This is a genomic window from Acidovorax sp. FJL06, assembly GCF_003852545.1.
GTDB lineage: Bacteria > Pseudomonadota > Gammaproteobacteria > Burkholderiales > Burkholderiaceae_C > Acidovorax.
In genome coordinates this window covers 1-18,928 of the sequence record NZ_QAJR01000063.1, presented here as the reverse complement: position 1 = coordinate 18,928, position 18,928 = coordinate 1, and the positions used below count along the sequence as shown (strand labels likewise).

Annotated in this window: 15 protein-coding genes; 6 read left to right on the top strand and 9 right to left on the bottom strand. The window is 67.2% G+C overall.

Going from position 1 to position 18,928, the window contains the following annotated elements:
* Window positions 1-3: 3 nt before the first annotated feature.
* The 7 genes from DBV10_RS22310 to DBV10_RS22280 all read right to left on the bottom strand — a co-directional run bounded on the left by DBV10_RS22310 (window position 4) and on the right by DBV10_RS22280 (window position 8,729).
* Window positions 4-564, bottom strand: coding sequence for a nitrous oxide reductase accessory protein NosL (locus DBV10_RS22310; protein WP_124515733.1), 561 nt, complete (start codon window positions 562-564; stop codon window positions 4-6).
* A complete protein-coding gene (locus tag DBV10_RS22305; RefSeq protein WP_124515732.1) occupies window positions 561-1,376 on the bottom strand; it encodes an ABC transporter permease in 816 nt (271 codons plus the stop codon). Before DBV10_RS22305 ends, DBV10_RS22310 begins: the two co-directional genes overlap by 4 nt.
* A gap of 2 nt (window positions 1,377-1,378) precedes the next feature.
* Entirely contained in the window at window positions 1,379-2,329 is a 951-nt protein-coding gene (locus DBV10_RS22300; protein WP_199740231.1) for an ABC transporter ATP-binding protein, read from the bottom strand.
* Window positions 2,304-3,590 (bottom strand): nitrous oxide reductase family maturation protein NosD, encoded by a 1,287-nt coding sequence (locus DBV10_RS22295; RefSeq protein ID WP_233590032.1) that lies wholly within the window; start codon window positions 3,588-3,590, stop codon window positions 2,304-2,306. The genes DBV10_RS22300 and DBV10_RS22295 overlap by 26 nt, the downstream gene beginning before the upstream one ends.
* Window positions 3,590-6,211, bottom strand: coding sequence for a NosR/NirI family protein (locus DBV10_RS22290; protein WP_124515731.1), 2,622 nt, complete (start codon window positions 6,209-6,211; stop codon window positions 3,590-3,592). Before DBV10_RS22290 ends, DBV10_RS22295 begins: the two co-directional genes overlap by 1 nt.
* Before the next feature lie 208 nt (window positions 6,212-6,419).
* Window positions 6,420-8,345 (bottom strand): TAT-dependent nitrous-oxide reductase, encoded by a 1,926-nt coding sequence (gene nosZ / locus DBV10_RS22285; RefSeq protein WP_124515730.1) that lies wholly within the window; start codon window positions 8,343-8,345, stop codon window positions 6,420-6,422.
* Window positions 8,346-8,366: 21 nt separating this feature from the next.
* Window positions 8,367-8,729, bottom strand: coding sequence for a hypothetical protein (locus DBV10_RS22280; RefSeq protein WP_124515729.1), 363 nt, complete (start codon window positions 8,727-8,729; stop codon window positions 8,367-8,369).
* 242 nt (window positions 8,730-8,971) lie between these two features.
* Between DBV10_RS22280 and DBV10_RS22275 the strand changes: the two genes are divergently transcribed.
* Together DBV10_RS22275 and DBV10_RS22270 are read left to right on the top strand one after the other, a co-directional pair.
* Complete coding sequence (locus tag DBV10_RS22275) at window positions 8,972-9,382, top strand: cytochrome c5 family protein (RefSeq protein WP_124515728.1); 411 nt, start codon at window positions 8,972-8,974, stop codon at window positions 9,380-9,382.
* Between the two features lie 68 nt (window positions 9,383-9,450).
* Window positions 9,451-10,449 carry an FAD:protein FMN transferase gene (locus DBV10_RS22270; protein WP_199740233.1) on the top strand — a complete coding sequence of 333 codons (999 nt, stop codon included), beginning with the start codon at window positions 9,451-9,453 and terminating at the stop codon, window positions 10,447-10,449.
* Between the two features lie 31 nt (window positions 10,450-10,480).
* On the opposite strand, the gene DBV10_RS22265 is transcribed toward DBV10_RS22270, so the two are convergent.
* Window positions 10,481-11,323, bottom strand: a complete 843-nt coding sequence (locus DBV10_RS22265; RefSeq protein ID WP_124515727.1) for a symmetrical bis(5'-nucleosyl)-tetraphosphatase — start codon at window positions 11,321-11,323, stop codon at window positions 10,481-10,483.
* 376 nt (window positions 11,324-11,699) lie between these two features.
* Between DBV10_RS22265 and DBV10_RS22260 the strand changes: the two genes are divergently transcribed.
* The gene (locus DBV10_RS22260) at window positions 11,700-12,002 is read left to right on the top strand and encodes an H-NS histone family protein (protein WP_063462523.1); all 303 of its coding nucleotides are present in this window, start codon (window positions 11,700-11,702) and stop codon (window positions 12,000-12,002) included.
* A 145-nt stretch (window positions 12,003-12,147) separates the two neighbouring features.
* Here the strand turns inward: DBV10_RS22260 and DBV10_RS22255 are convergent, their stop codons facing one another.
* Window positions 12,148-13,047, bottom strand: a complete 900-nt coding sequence (locus tag DBV10_RS22255) for a helix-turn-helix domain-containing protein (protein WP_124515726.1) — start codon at window positions 13,045-13,047, stop codon at window positions 12,148-12,150.
* A 123-nt stretch (window positions 13,048-13,170) separates the two neighbouring features.
* Between DBV10_RS22255 and DBV10_RS22250 the strand changes: the two genes are divergently transcribed.
* From DBV10_RS22250 to DBV10_RS22240, 3 genes are all read left to right on the top strand, one after another.
* Window positions 13,171-13,578 carry a hypothetical protein gene (locus DBV10_RS22250; protein WP_124515725.1) on the top strand — a complete coding sequence of 136 codons (408 nt, stop codon included), beginning with the start codon at window positions 13,171-13,173 and terminating at the stop codon, window positions 13,576-13,578.
* A 178-nt stretch (window positions 13,579-13,756) separates the two neighbouring features.
* Window positions 13,757-16,705 carry an aconitate hydratase gene (locus DBV10_RS22245; protein WP_124515724.1) on the top strand — a complete coding sequence of 983 codons (2,949 nt, stop codon included), beginning with the start codon at window positions 13,757-13,759 and terminating at the stop codon, window positions 16,703-16,705.
* Window positions 16,706-16,869: 164 nt separating this feature from the next.
* Window positions 16,870-18,928, top strand: a 2,059-nt coding sequence (locus DBV10_RS22240) for a PAS domain-containing protein (protein WP_124515723.1), incomplete at its 3' end; no start/stop codon positions are given.

Sequence of the window (18,928 nt, the reverse complement as noted above, 5' to 3'; positions counted from 1 at the left end):
GGCTTACATCCGCGTATCGTGCAGGGCCCCGCCGCTCAGGTCCACCATGGCGGGGGTGACCTCGGCAAAGCGCAGCACTTTGCCACCGTATTCGGCGGCGAACTTCTGTGCATCGGCCTCTTGCGCAAAGCTGCCGATGGTGGGGCCCATCGAGCCATGGCGCTTGCCACCCACTACATAGAGGGCGGCTTTGCCGTCGATCCAGTGGCCCTGTGGTGCATTCCAGTCGGCTTTGCCCATGTCCTGCACATACACGGCCTGCACGGCACGCACTTGTTCGCCGGCCAGCAGGGTGCTGAACAGCTCCACCGTGTCGCAAAAGAACGCGGGCTTGTCCTGCCCCGCAAAGCGCACCTGCGCCTTGGGGCCGGGGTAGTCGGCCAGCAGCATGCCGTCGAGTTCGCAGCTGGTGGTGCGGTCGATCTCCACGGGTTTCAGGGATTGCGTGCCGTTGTCGGCCTGGCTGCAGCCCGCAAGGCCGGTGAGCGTGCCCAGCGATGCGAGGGCCGCCCAGCCCAGCAGTTGGCGCCGGGTGGCGCAGGCGCATTGGTAGTGGTTGGTCATGGTTTGAATCTCCAGCCCGCCAGGCTGAGGGGCACCACGATCCAGCCCGCCATCACCGCACCCATCAGCCATGGCTTGGCCAAGGCAGGGGGCACGATGCTGGTCAGGCCGTACAGGGTGCGCACGTCGTCCAGCGAGAACACGTTGAGGATGCGGAACACGTCGGCCGGGTTGAGCAGCAGCAGGTAGGCCATGGCCTCGCCGCCCACACTGCCGCCCGTGGCCACCAGGGCGCCCAGCAGCAGCAGGTCAAACACCAGCACAAAAAAGAACCAGGCGGCAATCGCCAGGCCCGAGGCGCGTGTGCGCTCGTGCGTGAGCACCGAGAGCAGCACCGCCATGCTCAAAAAGGCCAGCCCCAGCAGCACCGAGCTGAGCATGAAGCCGCCGTAGTGGAACAGCCCCGCCCAGCTGAACTGCCGGTATAGCAGCACCGCCACCAGCCCGAACCCCGCCAGCGTCGAGAGCGTGAGCGCGGCCGCCAGCCCCAGGTATTTGCCCAGCAGCAGTTCCAGCCGCGTGATGGGCAGCGACAGCAGCAGGTCGAGCGAGCCGCGCTCGCGTTCGCCCACGATGGCGTCAAAGCCCAGCAGCAGCGCGATCAGCGGGATCAGGTAGATGACGAGGCTGACCAGGCTGGCGATGGTGAACTCGATGGAGCGAAAGCCCACCGTGCCCTGCTGTGCGCCACCAAAGTAGGCGATGGCCAGCGAGAACACGGTGAACACCAGCGCCACGGCCAGCACCCAGCGGTTGCGCATGCGGTCGCGGAACTCCTTGCCCGCGATGGTGAAGATTTGGGTGAATTCCATGCTCAGTCTCCGCGCAGCCCGAAGTACACGTCTTCGAGCGAAGGTTCGTGGATGTGCACATCCAGCAGCCGTGCGCCCAGCGGCGCCAGTGCGGCGAGCACGGCCATCTTGGCGCCGCGCGGGCAGTCCAGGTGCAGGCCGTCGGGTGTGGCGGTGGTGGTGATGCCGGGCACTGTAGCCAGCGCCTGCAGTGCGGCAGACCGGTCGGCCGCAGCCAGCGCGAGGTGGATGGTCAGCGGCATGTGCGCCTGCTCGCGCAGCGCCTGCACGCTGCCCAGGGCCTGCAGCTTGCCAGCGGCCAGGATGGCCAGGCGGTCCACACGCTCTTGCAGCTCGGCCAGGATGTGCGAGGTGATGACGATGGTCACGCCCCGGGCCTGCAGCTCGCGCAGCGTGGCGTAGAAGTCGCGGATGGCCTGGGGGTCCAGGCCGTTGGTGGGCTCGTCCAGCAGCAGCACCTGGGGTTCGCCCAGCAGCGCCTGCGCAAACCCGAGGCGCTGGCGCATGCCCTTGGAGTATTCGCGCACGGGGCGCTTGCCCGCGTGGGCCAGGCCCACCTGTTCGAGCAGTGCTGCGCATTGCGCCAGGGGCGCGCCCTTGAGGCGGGCAAAAAAGTGCAGCGTCTCCAGCCCGCTCAGGTTGTCGTACAGCACCACGTTCTCGGGCAGGTAGCCCAGGTGGCGTCGCGCGGTGCGAAAGTCGCGCCCCAGCACGCGGGTGCCGCCCACGCGGATCTCGCCCTCTGTGGCGGGCGTGAGGCCCAGGATCATCTTGAACAGCGTGCTTTTGCCCGCGCCGTTGTGGCCGATGAGGCCCAGGATTTCGCCGCGCTCCACGCGCAGGTCGATGCCGTCCACGGCGTGCAGTGCGCCGTAGTGCTTGTGCACGCCCCGCACCTCAATGGCGGGCTCGCGCAGGTTGGTCAGCTCAATGGGGGGTGGGTTGCGGGTCACGCCAGTGGCTCCGTTCGGGGTGGTTGGGTTGCATGCGGGGCGCGGGGTCAACCACCGTGGGCACGCGCAGCACCGGAAATTGCTGGCCCACCAGGCGCAGTGCCTGCACGGCAGGGCTGGCCAGCAGCAGCTTGATGGTGGGGTGGCGCCAGGTCAGGCGGTCCACCATGTCGTTGGCTTCGTAGGGCACATCGCCCACGCCGTTGCCGTCGCGGTCCCAGCCCAGGTAGTTGCTCCAGTGGTTGCCGCCGCCGGTGCCCCAGCGCTCGTCGCGGGCGCCCACGTAGCGCACCTGTTCGCGGTTGCCGATGAAGTCGTTGTTGTCGACCTTGTTGCGGGTAGAGCCGGCCGACAGGTGCACGCCCACCGTGTTGCGCGCCACCAGGTTGCCGCGCAGGGTGACGTACTCCACGTCGTAGATGAAAAACCCCCGGTTGTTCTCGGCCACCACGTTGTTCTCGATCACCGAGTCCTGCATGGTGCGCAGCATGATGCCGTGGTCGGTGTTGCCCCAGGCGCGGTTGTTGCGCACCACCTGGTCGCGCACTTCCATCAGCGCCAGGCCGCCCCGGTTGTAGTAGGTGTCGTTGTCCTCCCACAGGTTGTAGTAGGAGTTCATGTAGTGCGTGCCGTAGCGGCTGTGGTGCAGCTTGTTGCCCCGGAACACGGCGTGGTGCGATACGTCCACATACAGGGCGTCGCGCACAAAGCTGATCTGGTTGCCCTCGATGCGTGCACCCGTGGTGTTGTACAGCTGCACCCCGTTGCCGCGCTGGGACGAGCCCACATCGCGCAGGCCGGTGATGGTGTTGTGCAGCACCTGCACGTCGTTGGCCTTCTCGATCCACAGGCCGAACAGGTTGTAGGTGAGGTCGTTGTGGCGCACCACGGTGCGGTGGGCGCCGGGGTAGATGTAGATGCCCGCGTTCTGGTCCTTGAGGCTGGTGCCCGAGTCGCGCACGATCAGGCCCTCGATCACCACGTCGGGCGCGGTGACGCGGATGGTGTCGCCCTGCTGCCCGCCACTGAGGGTGGGGCGGTCGATGCCGCGCAGGGTGAGCTGCTTGTCGATGCGCAGGTTCACGCGGTAGGCGCCGCGCAGCACCTCCACCGTGTCGCCCGGTTTGGCGGCCGTGATGGCGGCCTGCAGGTCTTGCCCGGGGCGCACCTGCACGGTGGCAGCGTGGGCGGGCGTGGCCAGCAGGCACGCAGCCAGCGCCACGAGTGCGGTGAAGGCGGTGGCAGCAAGGGGGGGCTTCATCACGCCAGTCCCACCACGGCCTTGATGGCCAGGAACAGCGCCGCGCCGATCAGCAGGTTCTTGAAGCCCACGTAGCTCAGCATGTCCATCACGCCCGCCCGGCGGTACTGATCGCGCCACCACGGGCCGTCCTTCACATAGCGCTTGCCCGACAGGCGGATCAGCACCTCGTACACGCTCCAGCCAAACCACCAGCCGATGATGGCGCCCGACGACAGCGAGCCCATGGCGGTCATCACCCAGGCCACGCTGGCGGCGATGGCCAGCGAGAAGCCCGCGATTTGCAGGCCACGGCCGGATGCCCAGCCTTCGCGGCTCCAGGGCCACAGGTGGTCCACCAGCTCCTGTCCAATCCAGCGCAGGCCTTTCGCGCCGGCCTTGTGCGCGGGCAGCGCTGGCGTGGTGGGCAGGCGGGGGTCCGGCCCCTGGGCGGCCTTGGCCGCAATCTGGTCCTGCACGGTGGCGGGGTGGATCGGGATGAAGTAGCCGTTGGCGCCGATGGGCGTGATCGTGAGGCCGTCCTTTTCGCGGCGCTTGCGTTCTTTTGCCAGAGGCGGGCAGCCCTTGGTGTCGGTGTAGAGCACCATGCAATCGAGGCAGTGCAGGCATTCGCGGTGGTCGATGCGGCCATCGGCGTCAATCGCCTGGGCGCCGCAGCCCACGGCGCAGGCTTTGCAGCTGTTGCAGTCCTGCTTGCGCTTGAGGCCAAACCAGCGGAACGTGCTGGGCATGGCCAGCGACGCGCCCAGCGGGCAGATGTATTTGCAGTAGGGCCGCTCGATGAAGATCGACACGCCCAGGATGGCGGCCACAAACAGGCCATAGGGCCAGGCGCGGTTCAGTGCGCCCACCAGGAAGGTGGTCTTGAAGGGCTCCACCTCGGCCAGCTTCTCGGCCAGGCCCATGGAGAACATCGACACCGCGAGCAGCCCGAAGAACACCGCGTACTTGACCCACTTGAGGCGGTCGTGCCACTTCTGCGGCAGCTGGGTCTGAAAGCGCTTGAGGCCCAGGGCGCGTGCGATCTTGTAGATGCCCTCCTGCAGCGAGCCAAACGGGCACATCCAGCCGCAGAACAGACCGCGCCCGAACAGGAACACGGTGACGATGATGAAGATCCAGAACAGGAAGATGAACGGGTCGGACAGGAACAGCGACCAGGTCCACTGGAACAGCAGCGAATGGAACCAGGTCAGCACCTGCGTGATGGAGGGCTGCGCCATGGCGCCAAAGCCGATCCAGCCAATGCTGAGGGCCCAGAAGCTGTACTTGAAGGCGTTGACGGGCCACTTGTTCTTGTGGGTGGACAGGCGGGTGAGCTTTTCGCGCAGGGCATAGACCACACCCACGGCGACCAGCAGCACGGCGAACAGCGCAATCTCTAGCGCACGCGACTTCCACACGCGCACCCAGGGGGCGTCGGGCTCTTCGATGGTGGGGCGCCCGCCTTGCAGCGTGGCGGCGGGCAGCCAGTAGGGCGTGTCAAAGCTGGTGAAGCTGCGTGTGCCCGTGGCCCGGTCCACGCGGTTGCCCAGAAAGCTCAGCTTCCACGGATAGGCCGCCGAGAACGCGGATGAGCGGATGATGAAGATGACCGATTCGTTGTAGCTGGGCGCGCCTGCGGCCTCGATGCCGTACAGGTTGAGCGCATCCAGGTCGCGGAAGGTGAACGAATCCGCGCCTTGGCGCACCTGCACGCGGTCGTAGATGCCGCCGCGCACAAAGCCCGAGCCCTTGAACGATTCCTTGCCGCCGGTGCGGACGATGAAGAAGGCGTGCTCGCCCTCCTTGAGCTGCAGGCGCAGGTTGTTCCAGCCGTTATCGCCCAGCACGCTTTTGCCGATGTCGGGGTGGTTCAGGTCGCCAAACCACAGCTCGATGAACGGGTCGGGGCCTTTGTCCAGGCCCACCTGTTCGGGCAGCACCCGCAGGCGTTGCACGGTGCCTTGTTGCACCAGTTCGGCCCAAGTGAGGCGCTTGCCGGTTTCTGCATAGCGGGCCGGTTCACGCACCGTGGGCGCGAGGATGCCCACCTGCCGCGCCACGGCCGAGCCCGAGGCCATCATGACCTGGTTCTGTGCGATGACGGTGACCGTGGCGCCCGAGATGGCGTCCAGGCCCAGCACGTTCTCATCGGGGCGCGACTGGCCCACCTCGATCTTGTCGGCCACCGACTTGCCCAGGTACTGGGCGTTGAACTTGAGCAGCGCGGATTCAGGAATGCCCAGCAGCAGGATGGGCTCGGAATGCTTGAGCACCTTCACGCCCACAAAGCGGCCCTGCGTGTCCATGCCAATCAGCGTGACCACGGGCTTGCCCGAGTAGGCGGGGGTGTCGGTGATGTCGGTGGACAGCATGACGTAGCCCACCAGCTTGCGCGGCTCGCTGGCTTGGTCGTAGGCCTCCACATAGGGCGGCTGGCCCTTGCGTTCGGAAAAATGGTGGGCCCCCGGGAACACGTCCTTGCAGGGCACCAGGGCGCACAGGTCGCGCGCGCTGGCCAGCTCGGCGGGCAGCTCGGCCTCGTAGGCCCCTGCGGCAGCATGGGCGCGCGGCGCCAGCCAAAAGGCTGCCAGCAAGACCAGAAGAAGCGTGGCGAACTGCCGACGGAGGGAAATCATGGGACTATCTTTTTGATAGCTGCTAGCGCTTATTGATAAAGCGGTAGAGCAACATTTGGCATAAAAATGGGGCGCTATCGACGCAACTGGCGCGCCCCAGGCCAGGGATGCAGAGCAAGGGTCGCCCCGCAGCGAGTGCATCGTCCCCCTTCCCGGCGAAGCCGAGAGAAGGGGGAAGGCGCGCAGCGCCTCAGGGGGATCGCCCTGGTTAACCCTCAACAATCATCCGCGTGCGCATTTCCAGGTGGAGCGCATGGCAGAAGTGCGTGCAGTAGCACCAGAACACACCGGGCTTGTCGGCCACAAAGCTCACCGACTTGGTCTCCAGCGGGTTCACGATGAAGTTCACGTTGTAGTTCGGGATCGCAAAGCCGTGGGTCAAGTCTTCGATCTTGTCCAGGTTGGTCAGGATCAGCGTGACCTCGTCACCCTTCTTGAGCTTGAACTCGCGCAGGCTGAAGGCCGGGGCTTGCGAGGTCATCTTCACGGTGACCTTCTTGCCATTGCGGAACACGCCGGACTCCTTAGGGTCCTTGACGGCCAGCGGGAACTCGTCGAGCGTGTAGACCTGCTTGGGGCGCACCAGGTCGCGCTTGAAGATGATGAAGTCATGGGGCTCGCCGCGCACAGGGTGGTCGGCCAGCAGCACCATCTTCTCGCCCGAGATGTCGATGAGCTGTTCGTTCTCGGGGTGCAGCGGGCCCACGGGCAGGAAGCGGTCCTTGGAGAACTTGCAACCCACGGCCAGGATCTTGCCGTCGGCGGCCTTGGTTTCGGACTGCGAGGCGTTCAAGTGGCCAGGCTGGTACTGCACATCGAGGCGGTCCACCACGTACTTGGCGGTCTTGTCGCCTGCGTGGAACTTGATGGCGGCCTCCACGTTCCACTTCACGACCTGGCTGTCCAGGAACAGGGTGGTGTAGGCATTGCCACGGCCGTCAAACGCGGTGTGCAGTGGGCCCAGGCCCAGTTCCACTTCGGCCACGATGGCGGAGTCCAGCTTTTCGAGCTTGCCGTCAAAGTAGTCGAGCACCTTGGCCAGTTCGATCACGGTGCCGGTGGGCGAGAGCTTGCCGGCGCAGATGAAGTACTTGCCATCGGGGCTGGCGTTCACGCCGTGCGGGTTCTTGGGCACCGACACATAGGCCGTGAGGGCGGTCTTGGGGTCCTTGTTGGCTTCGTGCGTGCCGTCCACCACGGGCACCTTGCTGGTGCCGATGGTCTTGAACTTGCCAGCCTTCACGGCGGCTTCGATGCGGCCCACGTTGAAGAACAGGCAGGCGTCGCGCTCGGCGGACATCATGTCCTCGTACTTCGCGCCCATCTCGGTGTTGTACTGGTTGGTGGCGGCCAGCTTGCCGTCGTACGACGTGGCCACCAGGTCGCAGTTGCCGTCGATCAGCACTTGCCAGCGCACTTCCATCGTTTCTGCATCCACGCAGCTGAACATGGAGCGGTATTTGCTGGAGTCTTCGGTGCCCGTGTTGGGCATGGGAATGGCGAACTCACCGCCGCAGAACACGCGCGTGGTGTAGTTGATGGCGGGGTCCACCGGGTCGGCCTTGTCCGGGAAGATGCCGTGAAAGCCCTGCACATTGGGCAGCTTGGTGATCTTGTCGCAGACGAAGTAATCGAGGCGGATGCGCGCGATGCGGCTGTTGATCTTGTCGTTGATCCAGGCGTAGCGGCCGTCGTAGTTGCCGTCCTTGTACGAGGCGTGCGTGTGGTGGGTGTCGGCCACCGTGTATTCAAGGTGGCCATCGGCCTTGGTGCCCATCACGGCCTTGGACTCGTTGGTGATGCCCCAGCCCACGAGCGCGTCGGGCACGAAGCAGGGGATGCGGGTGATTTCGCGGCCCGAGGGCAGGCCCAGCACGCGCATGTCGCCGGTATGGCCGCCGCTCCACAGGCCGTAGTAGGTGTCCAGCTCGCCGGGCTTGAGGTGGGGGTTGGCACCGCCGGCCGCATGGCTGGCGGCGGGGGCCGCACCGGCAGGGGCTGCGGGTGTGGCGGCGCTGGGCTTTTCGGTGCAGGCGGCCACACCTGCGGTCAGGCCCACGAGGGCGGCGGTGTTGATGAAACTGCGTCGGCCCAGGCCGGCAGTGGGAAGGGGGGCGTCTTTTCTCTCGTTCATGGTTTTCCTCTTTGGGATGGCTCAGTTGAAAAGGGGTGGTGCGCGCGCAGGGGGGCTCCGAGCCGCCCCTGTGTGCGCGGAAAGCGATGCGTGAAAACGGGGCTGGAATGCGGGGGCTGCGGCCGTGGCTGCAGCGGCGGGTGGGGTGGAGGGGGGCGTGTCGGCCGCCAGGCACAAAGGGCAGTCCAGGCCGATGGCATCTGCCGCCACCAGGCCGTCAGCGGTCTTCACCACCAGCCGGGCGCCGCCGGTGCCGGCGCTGGTGCAGACCAGCTCCATGCCTTTGGGCGAGACCAGCGGGGAGGCCACCGCTGCACCCAGCGCCATGACAAACCACGCCAAGACCCACAGGCGCAGGGTTCGCAGGGTGTGATGGCTTTGCATGGCCCGGATAATAGATTCACATAATATGAATCAATTTGATCTGGATCATGTTTTGGCGGAGGCCGCACCTGCCCAAAAGTGCCGCGTGCGCCTACAGTCAATGCACCGGTCTGAAGAGGGCCTGGGCACGCCCCGCAGGGCGGCTTTCAGGCCGCGGGCTGCACCGTGGGCTTGCTCCGTTTCGTGCGCAGCCACGGCTCCTTCGGATGGTGGTTTCAATGACAAAGAACAGGATGTATGCGATGCAAAAGAAAACCGTGATGGTCGCCGTGGCGATCCTGGCTGCACTGCTGGCCGGTTGTGGCGACAAGAAGCCGGAGGCCGCTCCGGCCGCAGCCCCCGCGGCTGCCGTGACCGCCCCGGCCCCTGCGCCCGCAGCGGCCCCGGCCGCCGCAGAGAACGAACTGGGCAAGAGCGTGTTCGGCAAGACCTGCGCCATGTGCCACGCTGCCGGTGTGGCCGGCGCCCCCAAGCCCGGCGACAAGGCCGACTGGGGCCCGCGCATTGCCCAGGGCAAGGACACGCTGTACAAGCACGCGATCGAGGGCTTTACCGGTGCCAAGGGCATGATGCCCGCCAAGGGGGGCGCTGCCAACCTGACGGACGCCGAGGTCAAGGCCGCCGTGGACTTCATGGCCGACAAGTCGCTGTGAGCGATGGCGCCATGCAGCAGCAACGGACTACAGGGCGGCCCGCAGGGCTGTTGACCCGTCGTGTGGCGATGGCGCTGCCCTTGCTGGGGGGCGCGCTCTGGGGGGCGGGCGCCGCAGCGGGGGCGCGCGCGGCCTCCGAGCGCCGCACGCGGCCCTTGATGGGCACGCAGGTGGACATCGTGGCCGAGGGCCCCGACGGCCCGCTGCTGCGCCAGGCCGTGGACCGTGCCTACGCGGAAATGCACCGGCTGGAGGCGCTCATGAGCCGCTTCCAGCCGCAGAGCCTGGTCAGCCGCATCAGCCTGGCGGCGGGCATCACGCCCGTGGCGGTGCCGCCCGAAGTCATGGCGGTGCTGCAGGGCGCGCAGCGCGTGTCGGCCCTGAGCCGTGGCGCTTTTGACGTGACCGTGGGGGCCTTCCGGTCCTGGAACTTCGGTCCGGGCGAGAAGGTGGTGCCGGCGGCGCAGGAGCTTGCGCGGCAGCGGCCTCTGGTGGATGCGCGGGGTCTGGTGCTCGATGCCCAGGCGGGCACGGCCTTTCTGGCGCGCCAGGGCATGGCGCTGGACCTGGGCGGGATCGCCAAGCTCCCCATCCTGGAGGCCGGCCTGCGGGTGCTGCGCTCCGAGGGGGTGGAGAACGCGCTGGTCAACGGCGGTGGCGATGTGCTGACGCTGGGGCGGTGGCAAGGCCGGCCCTGGCGCGTGGGCCTGCGCGACCCGCGCGCGCCCGAGCGCCTGCTGGGCGTGGTGGCGGTGGACGGTGCGGGGGTGGTGGCCTCGTCGGGCGACTATGAACGCTGCTTTTTCTACGAAGGCCAACGCCAGCACCATGTGCTCAACCCGCGCACCGGCCGCCCGGCATCGGGCGTGCATGGCGTGAGCCTGGTGGCGCGGGACGTGGCGGCCGTCAACGGCCTGGGCGCCGCGCTGATGGTGCAGGGCCCCCACGCAGGCCGGGCGCTGGCCCAGCAGCGCATGCCGGGGCTGGCCGTGTTGATCGCGGGGCAGGATGGCGGTGTCTGGCAGTCGGCGGCCATGGCTGCCCTGCTGGAGCCCGTGGCGTCCTGATGTCCTGAGGTCCTGATGGTGGTTCTGCGGCTCAGCCGGGCGCCTGGGCCTGCTCGCAGTGCACCTGCAGCAGTTCGCGCTCGGCCAGCGTGGCGCCAAAGCGCACGGCGCTCAGGCAGCCACCCCATACGCAGCCGGTGTCCAGCCCCAGCAGGTCGTTGCGGTCCAGCCAGCCCAGCGTGGACCAGTGCCCGAAGGCCACCACGGTGCCCGCCGTGCGGCGGCCCGGCACGTCAAACCAGGGCATGAGCCCGGGCGGGGCCGCGCTGGCACTTTCGGTGCTCTCAAAATCCATCACCCCGTCGGCCGAACAAAAGCGCAGCCGGGTGAGCGCATTCACGATGACGCGCAGGCGCTCGGCGCCCTGGAGCCCGTCGCTCCAGCGGTCGGGGGCGTTGCCGTACATCATGTGCAGAAAACCGGGCAGGTCGGGGCTGCGCAGGACGGCATGCACCTCGTCGGCATGGGCCAGCGTGTCGGCCACCGACCAGGTGGGCAGCACGCCGGCATGCACCATCAGCAGGGTCTGCCCGGCATGTTCGTGCGCGCGGGCCAGGGCCTGCTGGCGCACCCAGGCGAGCAGGGCGTCGCGGTCGGGGGCGTCCAGCACCGTGCCCAGCGTGTCGCGCCGCGAGGGCTTGCGTGCGCCCTCGGCGGTGGCCAGCAGGTGCAGGTCGTGGTTGCCCAGCAGGCAGCGGATGGCGTCGCCGTGGCGCATGCAGCGGCGCAGCACGGCGGCCGAATCGGGGCCCCGGTTGACCAGGTCGCCCAGCAGATAAACGGTGTCGCGGCTCGCGGAAAAGCCGATGGTGTCCAGCAGGCGGCCCAGGGCGCCGTCGCAGCCCTGGATGTCGCCTATGCAGTAAAGAGCCATGGTGTGTGGTGGAGGGGGTAAAGCCTGGATTCTCTGCGGATACGGCGGTGGCCTGGCCCGATGGCCCGACGGGGGCTGAGCCCGTCCGAATGCCGGTGATTTGCTCCGGATTCCGCCCGCGGCGGGCGCCTGCCGGAATATGGGGGATTTACCCGGGTGGGGCCGGGATAACGCCCGCAGTACCTGCCATGGCCCTTGAAAAATGGACGAGATCCCCAATGCGGGGCGCTTTTCGGGCGGCGCTTAATCGCCCCGGGTGAATATCAACCCCGTTATCTGTGGTTTTCTGATGGAAAATCGACATGCCTGGGCCCCAGGCTTCTGGTTATTTATATAATCGTGCCGTCACCAACCTTACACCTCCGATTCAGACACCATGACCAGCTACAAAGAACTTTTGAAGCAGCGTGAAGCCCTTGAGCAACAAATCAGTGAAGCACGGCGCCGTGAATTGTCGGATGCGGTGTCCCAGGTTCGCGCACTGGTGGCCGAATATGGCCTGACCGCGCAGGATGTGTTCCCTGCCGGCAAGGCCGCAGGCAAAACCGGCCGCAGCTCTACGGCCGGCTCCAAGGTGGCCCCCAAGTACCGTGACCCTGCCACCGGCCAGACCTGGACCGGCCGCGGCAAGGCACCCAAGTGGATTCAAAACGAAAACCGCGAGAAGTTCGCCATTTGATGGCGCGCTTTCTCTGCTAACAAAAAGCCCGCTGATGCGGGCTTTTTTATTGCTTGCGGTGCAAGGCGTGGCCGGTATGCCCTGGGGCCTTGGGAGGTTCTTCACGCAGCGAGCAGAAAGTGTGCGCTGCGGACCGGGAGGGGCTTCAGGGCTTTGGGGTTTCCCTGTTTCCGTTGCCACCATTTTGTGACGCTGCAACCTGGCGCAGCACCTGCGCGGTGAATTCATCGGCCGGAAAAAAAGACTCCACCGCCAACTCCTGCAGTGTCACATCCACCGGGGTGCCGAATATCGTGGTGGTGCTGATAAGCGACAGCATGCCGTGCACGCTCTCGAAACAAAACGGCATGACCACGCCCAGCATTTCACCGGCCAAAACCAGGGGGCTGGATTCTTCTGGAGCGGGGTATTCGAGCAGTTCGGCCTGCAGTGCGATCAGGGTGGGGTCGGCTGTGGCCTGGATTTGCTGGCGCAGGCGCTCGAACAGGTGGTGGCGCCATTGCGCCAGGTTGGCAATGCGCGGTGCCAGCCCCTCGGGGTGCAGGCTCAGGCGGAACACGTTGACCGGCGGCGCGAGCAGCGCGGGGCTGACATGCGCGGCCAGCAGGGCCTGCGCGGCCCGGTTGGTGGCGACCACGTTCCAGCAGCGGTCAAGCGCGATGGCGGGGCAGGGCTCGTGGCCCTTGAGCACCAGTTCCACCGCCTGGCGGGCGGCCGCCAGCGCCGGGTCGTCCAGCGCGCGTTCGCGGTACATGGGCGCATAGCCTGCCGCCACCAGCAGGGCGTTGCGCTCGCGCAGCGGGATGGCCAGGCGTTCGCACAGGCGCAGCACCATGTCGCGGCTGGGGTTGGTGCGGCCGGTTTCCATGAAGCTCACATGGCGCGTGGAGATGTCGGCTTCGTCCGCCAGCTCCAGCTGGCTCAGGTGCCGCTGCTGGCGCCAGGTGCGCAGGTGGTCGCCAAACGAGGCGGGCCCCGCAGCCGCCGCGCGGTGCGGCAGGGGATGGCGCGGGGAGCGGTGCGGTGCAGGGGTGGCGGAGGTCATGGCCGCCATCCTAGGTGCAAACCGCGCACGGGCCATTACCTGCCAGGTCATCGACGGCATGCGCCGGGGCGGGAACGATGGAGCCCTCTTTCATTCGTTTTTCCATCCACCAAGGAGCTTTCCATGTCCAAGCTGATGTCCTCCCCCCGATTCCTGCGTGCCGTGGTCTGGTTCGATGCGTCCACGGGGGGGCTGCTCGGCGCCCTGCACCTGCTGCTGACCGCGCCCTTGGCCGAGTGGCTGGGCCTGCCGCCGGGCTTGCTGCTGGCGACGGGCGCGATGCTGCTGGGCTATGCCGCGCTGGCCGTGGCGATTGCGCGGTCCGAACCCATGCCCCGGGGCTGGCTGTGGGTGCTGATCGTGGGCAACTTTGCCTGGGCACTGGCCAGCCTGGCGCTGCTGCTGGGCTCCACGCTCACGCCCACCCTGCTCGGCCAGGCCTATCTGCTGGTGCATGTGGTGTCGGCGGCGCTGTTGGCCGAACTGCAGTGGATGGGTGTGCGCCGCCTGTCCGTGTGGGCCGCAGCGTGATGCGCATCTGCTGTATGCTATAAAAAATATAGCTGATTGCGCTTGTCCATCTTGCGCAATCAGCCATTTCGACCAAGGGTCGGGCGCGCGCGGCGGAGGCCAGCCTGCATGGCCCCACCATTGCACCGCCATGCAGGACTGCCAGAATAGGCCTTGTTGCCTTACACAGGAGTTCGCCATGGCCGCCTCGCGCAAGTTGCCGCCCCAGCCCGCCCGCCACGCGTTTGCCAACACTCTCAAAAGTTTCAAGACAGCGTCTGGCAAAGAAGGCCGGTTCTACTCCCTGCCCGCACTGGCCCGGCAGTTCCCGCAGATCCGGCGCCTGCCTGTGTCGATCCGCATCGTGCTCGAATCGGTGCTGCGCAACTGCGATGGCCGCAAGGTGACGGCCGAGCATGTGCAGCAGCTGGCCCATTGGGCGCCCCATGCCGAGCGCAAGGATGAGATCCCGTTTGTTGTCTCGCGCGTGGTGCTGCAAGACTTCACCGGCGTGCCGCTCTTGGCCGATCTGGCCGCCATGCGCAGCGTGGCCGTGAAGCTGGGCAAGAACCCCAAGAAGATCGAGCCCCTGGTGCCCGTGGACCTGGTGGTGGACCATTCCATCATGGTGGACCACTACGGCAAGAAGAACTCGCTCGACCTGAACATGAAGCTCGAATTCCAGCGCAACCGCGAGCGCTACGAGTTCATGAAATGGGGCATGCAGGCCTTTGATACCTTTGGCGTGGTGCCCCCGGGCTTCGGCATCGTGCACCAGGTCAACCTCGAATACCTGGCGCGCGGCGTGCACAAGCGCAAGGACGGCGTGTACTACCCCGACACCCTGGTGGGCACCGACAGCCACACCACCATGATCAACGGCATTGGCGTGGTGGGCTGGGGCGTGGGCGGCATCGAGGCCGAGGCCGCCATGCTGGGCCAGCCGGTGTATTTCCTCACGCCCGACGTGGTGGGTTTTGAGCTCACGGGCCGGCTGCGCGAGGGCGTCACAGCCACCGACCTGGTGCTCACCGTGACCGAGCTGCTGCGCCAGCACAAGGTGGTGGGCAAGTTTGTCGAGTTTTTTGGCGAAGGCACGCGCACCCTGGCGCTGCCCGACCGCGCCACCATCGGCAACATGGCGCCCGAATACGGCGCCACCATGGGTTTCTTCCCGGTCGATGAAAAGACCATCGACTACTTCAAGGGCACGGGCCGCACCAAGGGCGAGATCGAAGCCTTCGAGGCCTACTTCAAGGCCCAGGGGCTGTTCGGCGTGCCGCTGGCAGGCGAGGTGGATTACTCGCAGGTGGTGACGCTCGACCTCGGCAGCGTCACCCCCAGCCTGGCCGGCCCCAAGCGCCCGCAGGACCGTATCGAGCTGGGCCAGGTCAGCCGCCAGTTTGCCGACCTGTTCAGCCAACCCAATGCGCAAAACGGCTTCAACCAGGCCGCCGAACGCCTGTTGCGCCGCTACCGGGTGGGCTGTGGCGAAGGCGAAGCGGCCCAGGACGCCCCCGCGCCGCAGCCGGGCGCCGCGCGCTCGGTGGTGGAGATGGTGGGCAACCGCCCGACGCTGGCGACAGCGCAGGAGCACGGCGGCCAGGCCACCACCGTGTGCGCGCTGCCCGCCGACGCCAGCAAGGCACTGACGATCGGCAACGGCGATGTGCTGATTGCCGCCATCACCAGCTGCACCAACACCAGCAACCCCAGCGTGCTGCTGGCCGCGGGCCTCTTGGCCAAGAAGGCGGTGGAGGCCGGGCTCAAGGTGCGGCCGCACATCAAGACCTCGCTGGCGCCCGGCTCGCGCATCGTCACCGACTACCTCACCCAGACGGGCCTGCTGCCCTACCTGGAAAAGCTGGGCTTTGCGCTGGCGGGCTATGGCTGCACCACCTGCATCGGCAACGCGGGCGACCTCACGCCCGAGCTGAACGAGGCCATCACCAAGAACGACCTGGTGTGCGCGGCCGTGCTCTCGGGCAACCGCAACTTCGAGGCGCGCATCCACCCCAACCTCAAGGCCAACTTCCTGGCCAGCCCGCCGCTGGTGGTGGCCTACGCCATCGCGGGCACGGTGCTCAAGGACCTGATGACCGAGCCGGTGGGCAAGGGCAAGGGCGGGCGCGACGTGTACCTGGGCGACATCTGGCCCAGCAGCGACGAGGTCCATGCGCTGCTGAAGTTCGCCATGAACGGCAAGGCCTTCCGCGAGAACTACGCCAAGGTCGCCTCCGACCCCGGCAAGCTGTGGAAGAAGATCCAGGGCGTGAGCGGCACGGCCTACACCTGGCCGGCCAGCACCTACATTGCCGAGCCGCCTTTCTTTGCCAAGTTTGCTCTTGAAGCAGGAGCTGCTAGCGCAGACCCATCAAGCGCTGGGGGCCAAAATGATACAAAGCCCCCAGCGGTGCTCGGCGCGCGCATCATGGCGCTGTTTGGCGACTCCATCACCACCGACCACATCTCGCCCGCAGGCTCCATCAAGGAAAGCTCGCCCGCCGGCCAGTGGCTGCTGCAGCATGGCGTGACGAAGGCCGACTTCAACAGCTACGGCGCGCGCCGGGGCAACCACGACGTGATGGTGCGCGGCACCTTTGCCAATGTGCGCATCAAGAACCTCATGATCCCGCCCCAGGCCGGCGGCTCGCGCGAAGAGGGGGGGGTGACGGTGTTCCAGAGCGAGGGCCCGCTGTCGGGCGAGAAGATGTTCATCTTCGATGCCGCCATGCAGTACATGGCCCAGGGCACGCCCACCGTGGTCTTTGCTGGCGAGGAATATGGCACCGGCTCCAGCCGCGACTGGGCGGCCAAGGGCACGCAGCTCCTGGGCATCAAGGCTGTGGTGGCGCGTAGCTTCGAGCGCATCCACCGCTCTAACTTGGTGGGCATGGGCGTGCTGCCGCTGCAGTTCAAGGCCGGCGATTCGTGGGAGACGCTGGGCCTCGTGGGCAACGAAGTCATCGACGTGGTGCCCGATGCCGCGCTCACGCCGCAAAGCGATGCCCGGCTGGTCATCCGCCGCGCCGATGGCACGCAGCGGGAGGTGGTGGTCACGCTGCGCATCGACACCCCCATCGAGGTGGACTACTACCGGGCCGGGGGCATCCTGCCCTTTGTGCTGCGCCAGTTGCTGGGCACCTGACACGGGCGTCGCAACCACGGGGCTTCGGCCCCGTTTCTCATGGAAGGTGCGCCAGGGATGCGGCCGGCGAGCGGTCTGGTCATTTCCTTACGCCTCGATACACTTGTGCCGTCCTTTCGGAATCACGTACCGCCCTTGCGCCGCCCTGCCCATTTCCGTCGCCCATGGCCCCTTCCAACCGCCCTTTGACCGCGCGCTCCTCGCTGTCGGACGCGCCCGCCGTCACGGTGGTGCTGGTGGTGGCGGTGCTGTCCCTGGTGATCCTGCCGCTGGTGCAGGTGCTGGGCGATGGGGCGGGGGCCCAGCACGGGCTGGAGCCGCTGCTGGAGCTGGCGGCCGTGCTGCTCGGGCTGCTGGTGGTGTCGGTGTCGCTGCACGCCCTTGAAGCCCATGAACAGGCCCGGGCCAATGTGCTGGTGGCGGGGTTCGGGGTGGCGGCGGCCTGCAATTTCCTGCATGGGGTGCTGGTGCATTCGGGCCCGGTCCACATGCCGGCAGGCAGTGCCGACATCTCCTTGTGGCTGAGCACCTGGGCGCGGGTGGCCGAGGTCGCGGCCCTGGGGCTCACCGCCCTGCAGCTGTCGGCGCCGGGGGCTCCCCGGGCCTGGCTGGCCGTTTCGGGCGGGATCACGCTGGTGGTGGTCAGTGCGGCCATGGGGCCCTTGCCGGGGTGGTTTGCCCGGGCCGCAGGCGGTGGTTTGTGCCAGGGGGTGGCGGCGGGGCTGGCGCTGGCACTGGCGGCGATGGCCGTGGTGCTGTACCGCCGTGCCGGGCCTGGCGGCGAGCCCCAGCCGCGCGAGCGCCTGTTTGCCTGGGCGGCCGCGGCCTTTGTGTGCGGCGAACTCACCGTGGGTGCCCTGGGGGGGCATTCCCCCATCGGCGGCCCGCTGGCCCATGGGCTGCGGGTGATCGCCTACGCGCTGCTGTACCAGGCCGTGTTTGACGCCGGCATCCGTGGGCCCTTTGCCCGCATCCAGGAGGCCGAAAGCCGCCTGCGCGAGAGCGAGGGCCGGCTGTCGCTGCTGGGGCGCAACCTGCCGCACAGCGTGCTGTTCCAGGTGGTACGCGAGCTGGATGGCCGCGTGCATTTTGTGCACATGGGCGATGCGATCGAGCGGCTCAACGGGGTCCGTGCGCAAGAGGTGCTGGACGACCCGGGCGTGGTGTACCGGCAGATCCTGGAGGAAGACATCGGGCGCCTGCGCGAGGCCGAGCGGAAGTCCTTCCTGTCCATGACCAGCCTGGAGACGGTTTTCCGCCTGCGCCGCACCGACGGCGAGGTGCGCTGGATGCACCTGAACTCCTCGCCGCGCCGGCTCGACGACGGCCGCGTGCTCTGGGATGGTGTGCAGACCGACATCACCGCCCACCACCAGGCCGAAGAAGCCGCGCGTGCCCAGGAGGCGCTCATGGCCCGCATGCTGCGCCTGGTGCCCGGCGGGGTGGCGCGGCTCGACCGCGACCTGCGCGTGCTCTATGTGAACGAGCAGCAGGCGCGCTGGCTGCGCACCCAGCCGTCAGAGTTGGAAGGTCAGTTGCTCAAGGACGTGATTCCGCCCGGGTTGTTTGCACGCATGCTGCCCCATTTCGACAAGGCTTTCGCGGGCGCAACGGCGGTGTTTGAAAACCGCATCGAAGGGCCGGATGGCATGCAGTTCCGCCACACCACCATCGCGCCCGAGGCGGCTGCGGGCCAGGAAACGCAGGCCGTGGTGCTGTTTGCCTATGACCTCACGGCGCTCAAGCGCATCGAGCAGGAGCTGGCACAGCAGAAGGCGCAACTCGCCAGCGTGGTCAACGCCATGCCGGACATGGTGTTCCTCAAGGATGCCGAGGGCGTGTACCTGTCGGTCAACCCCGTGTTCGAGCGCTTTGCGGGCCGGCCCGAGCGCCAGATCGTGGGCTGCAACGACTACGACCTGACCCACCCCGCCCAGGCCGATCACTTTCGCAAATACGATCTGCGCGCCATGCAGGCCTGGCAGCCCCTGGTGTATGAAGAGACGCTCACCTTTGCCGAGGACGGCTACCAGGGCCAGTTCGAGACCATCAAGACGCCCATCCGCAACCTGCATGGCCGCGTGACGGGCGTGCTGGGTGTGTGCCGCGACATCACAGACCGCAAGCGGGCAGAGCAAGAAATCGAAAGGCTGGCGTTCTACGACGCGCTCACGGGCCTGCCCAACCGGCGGCTGCTGCTGGACCGCCTGCAACGCTCGCTGG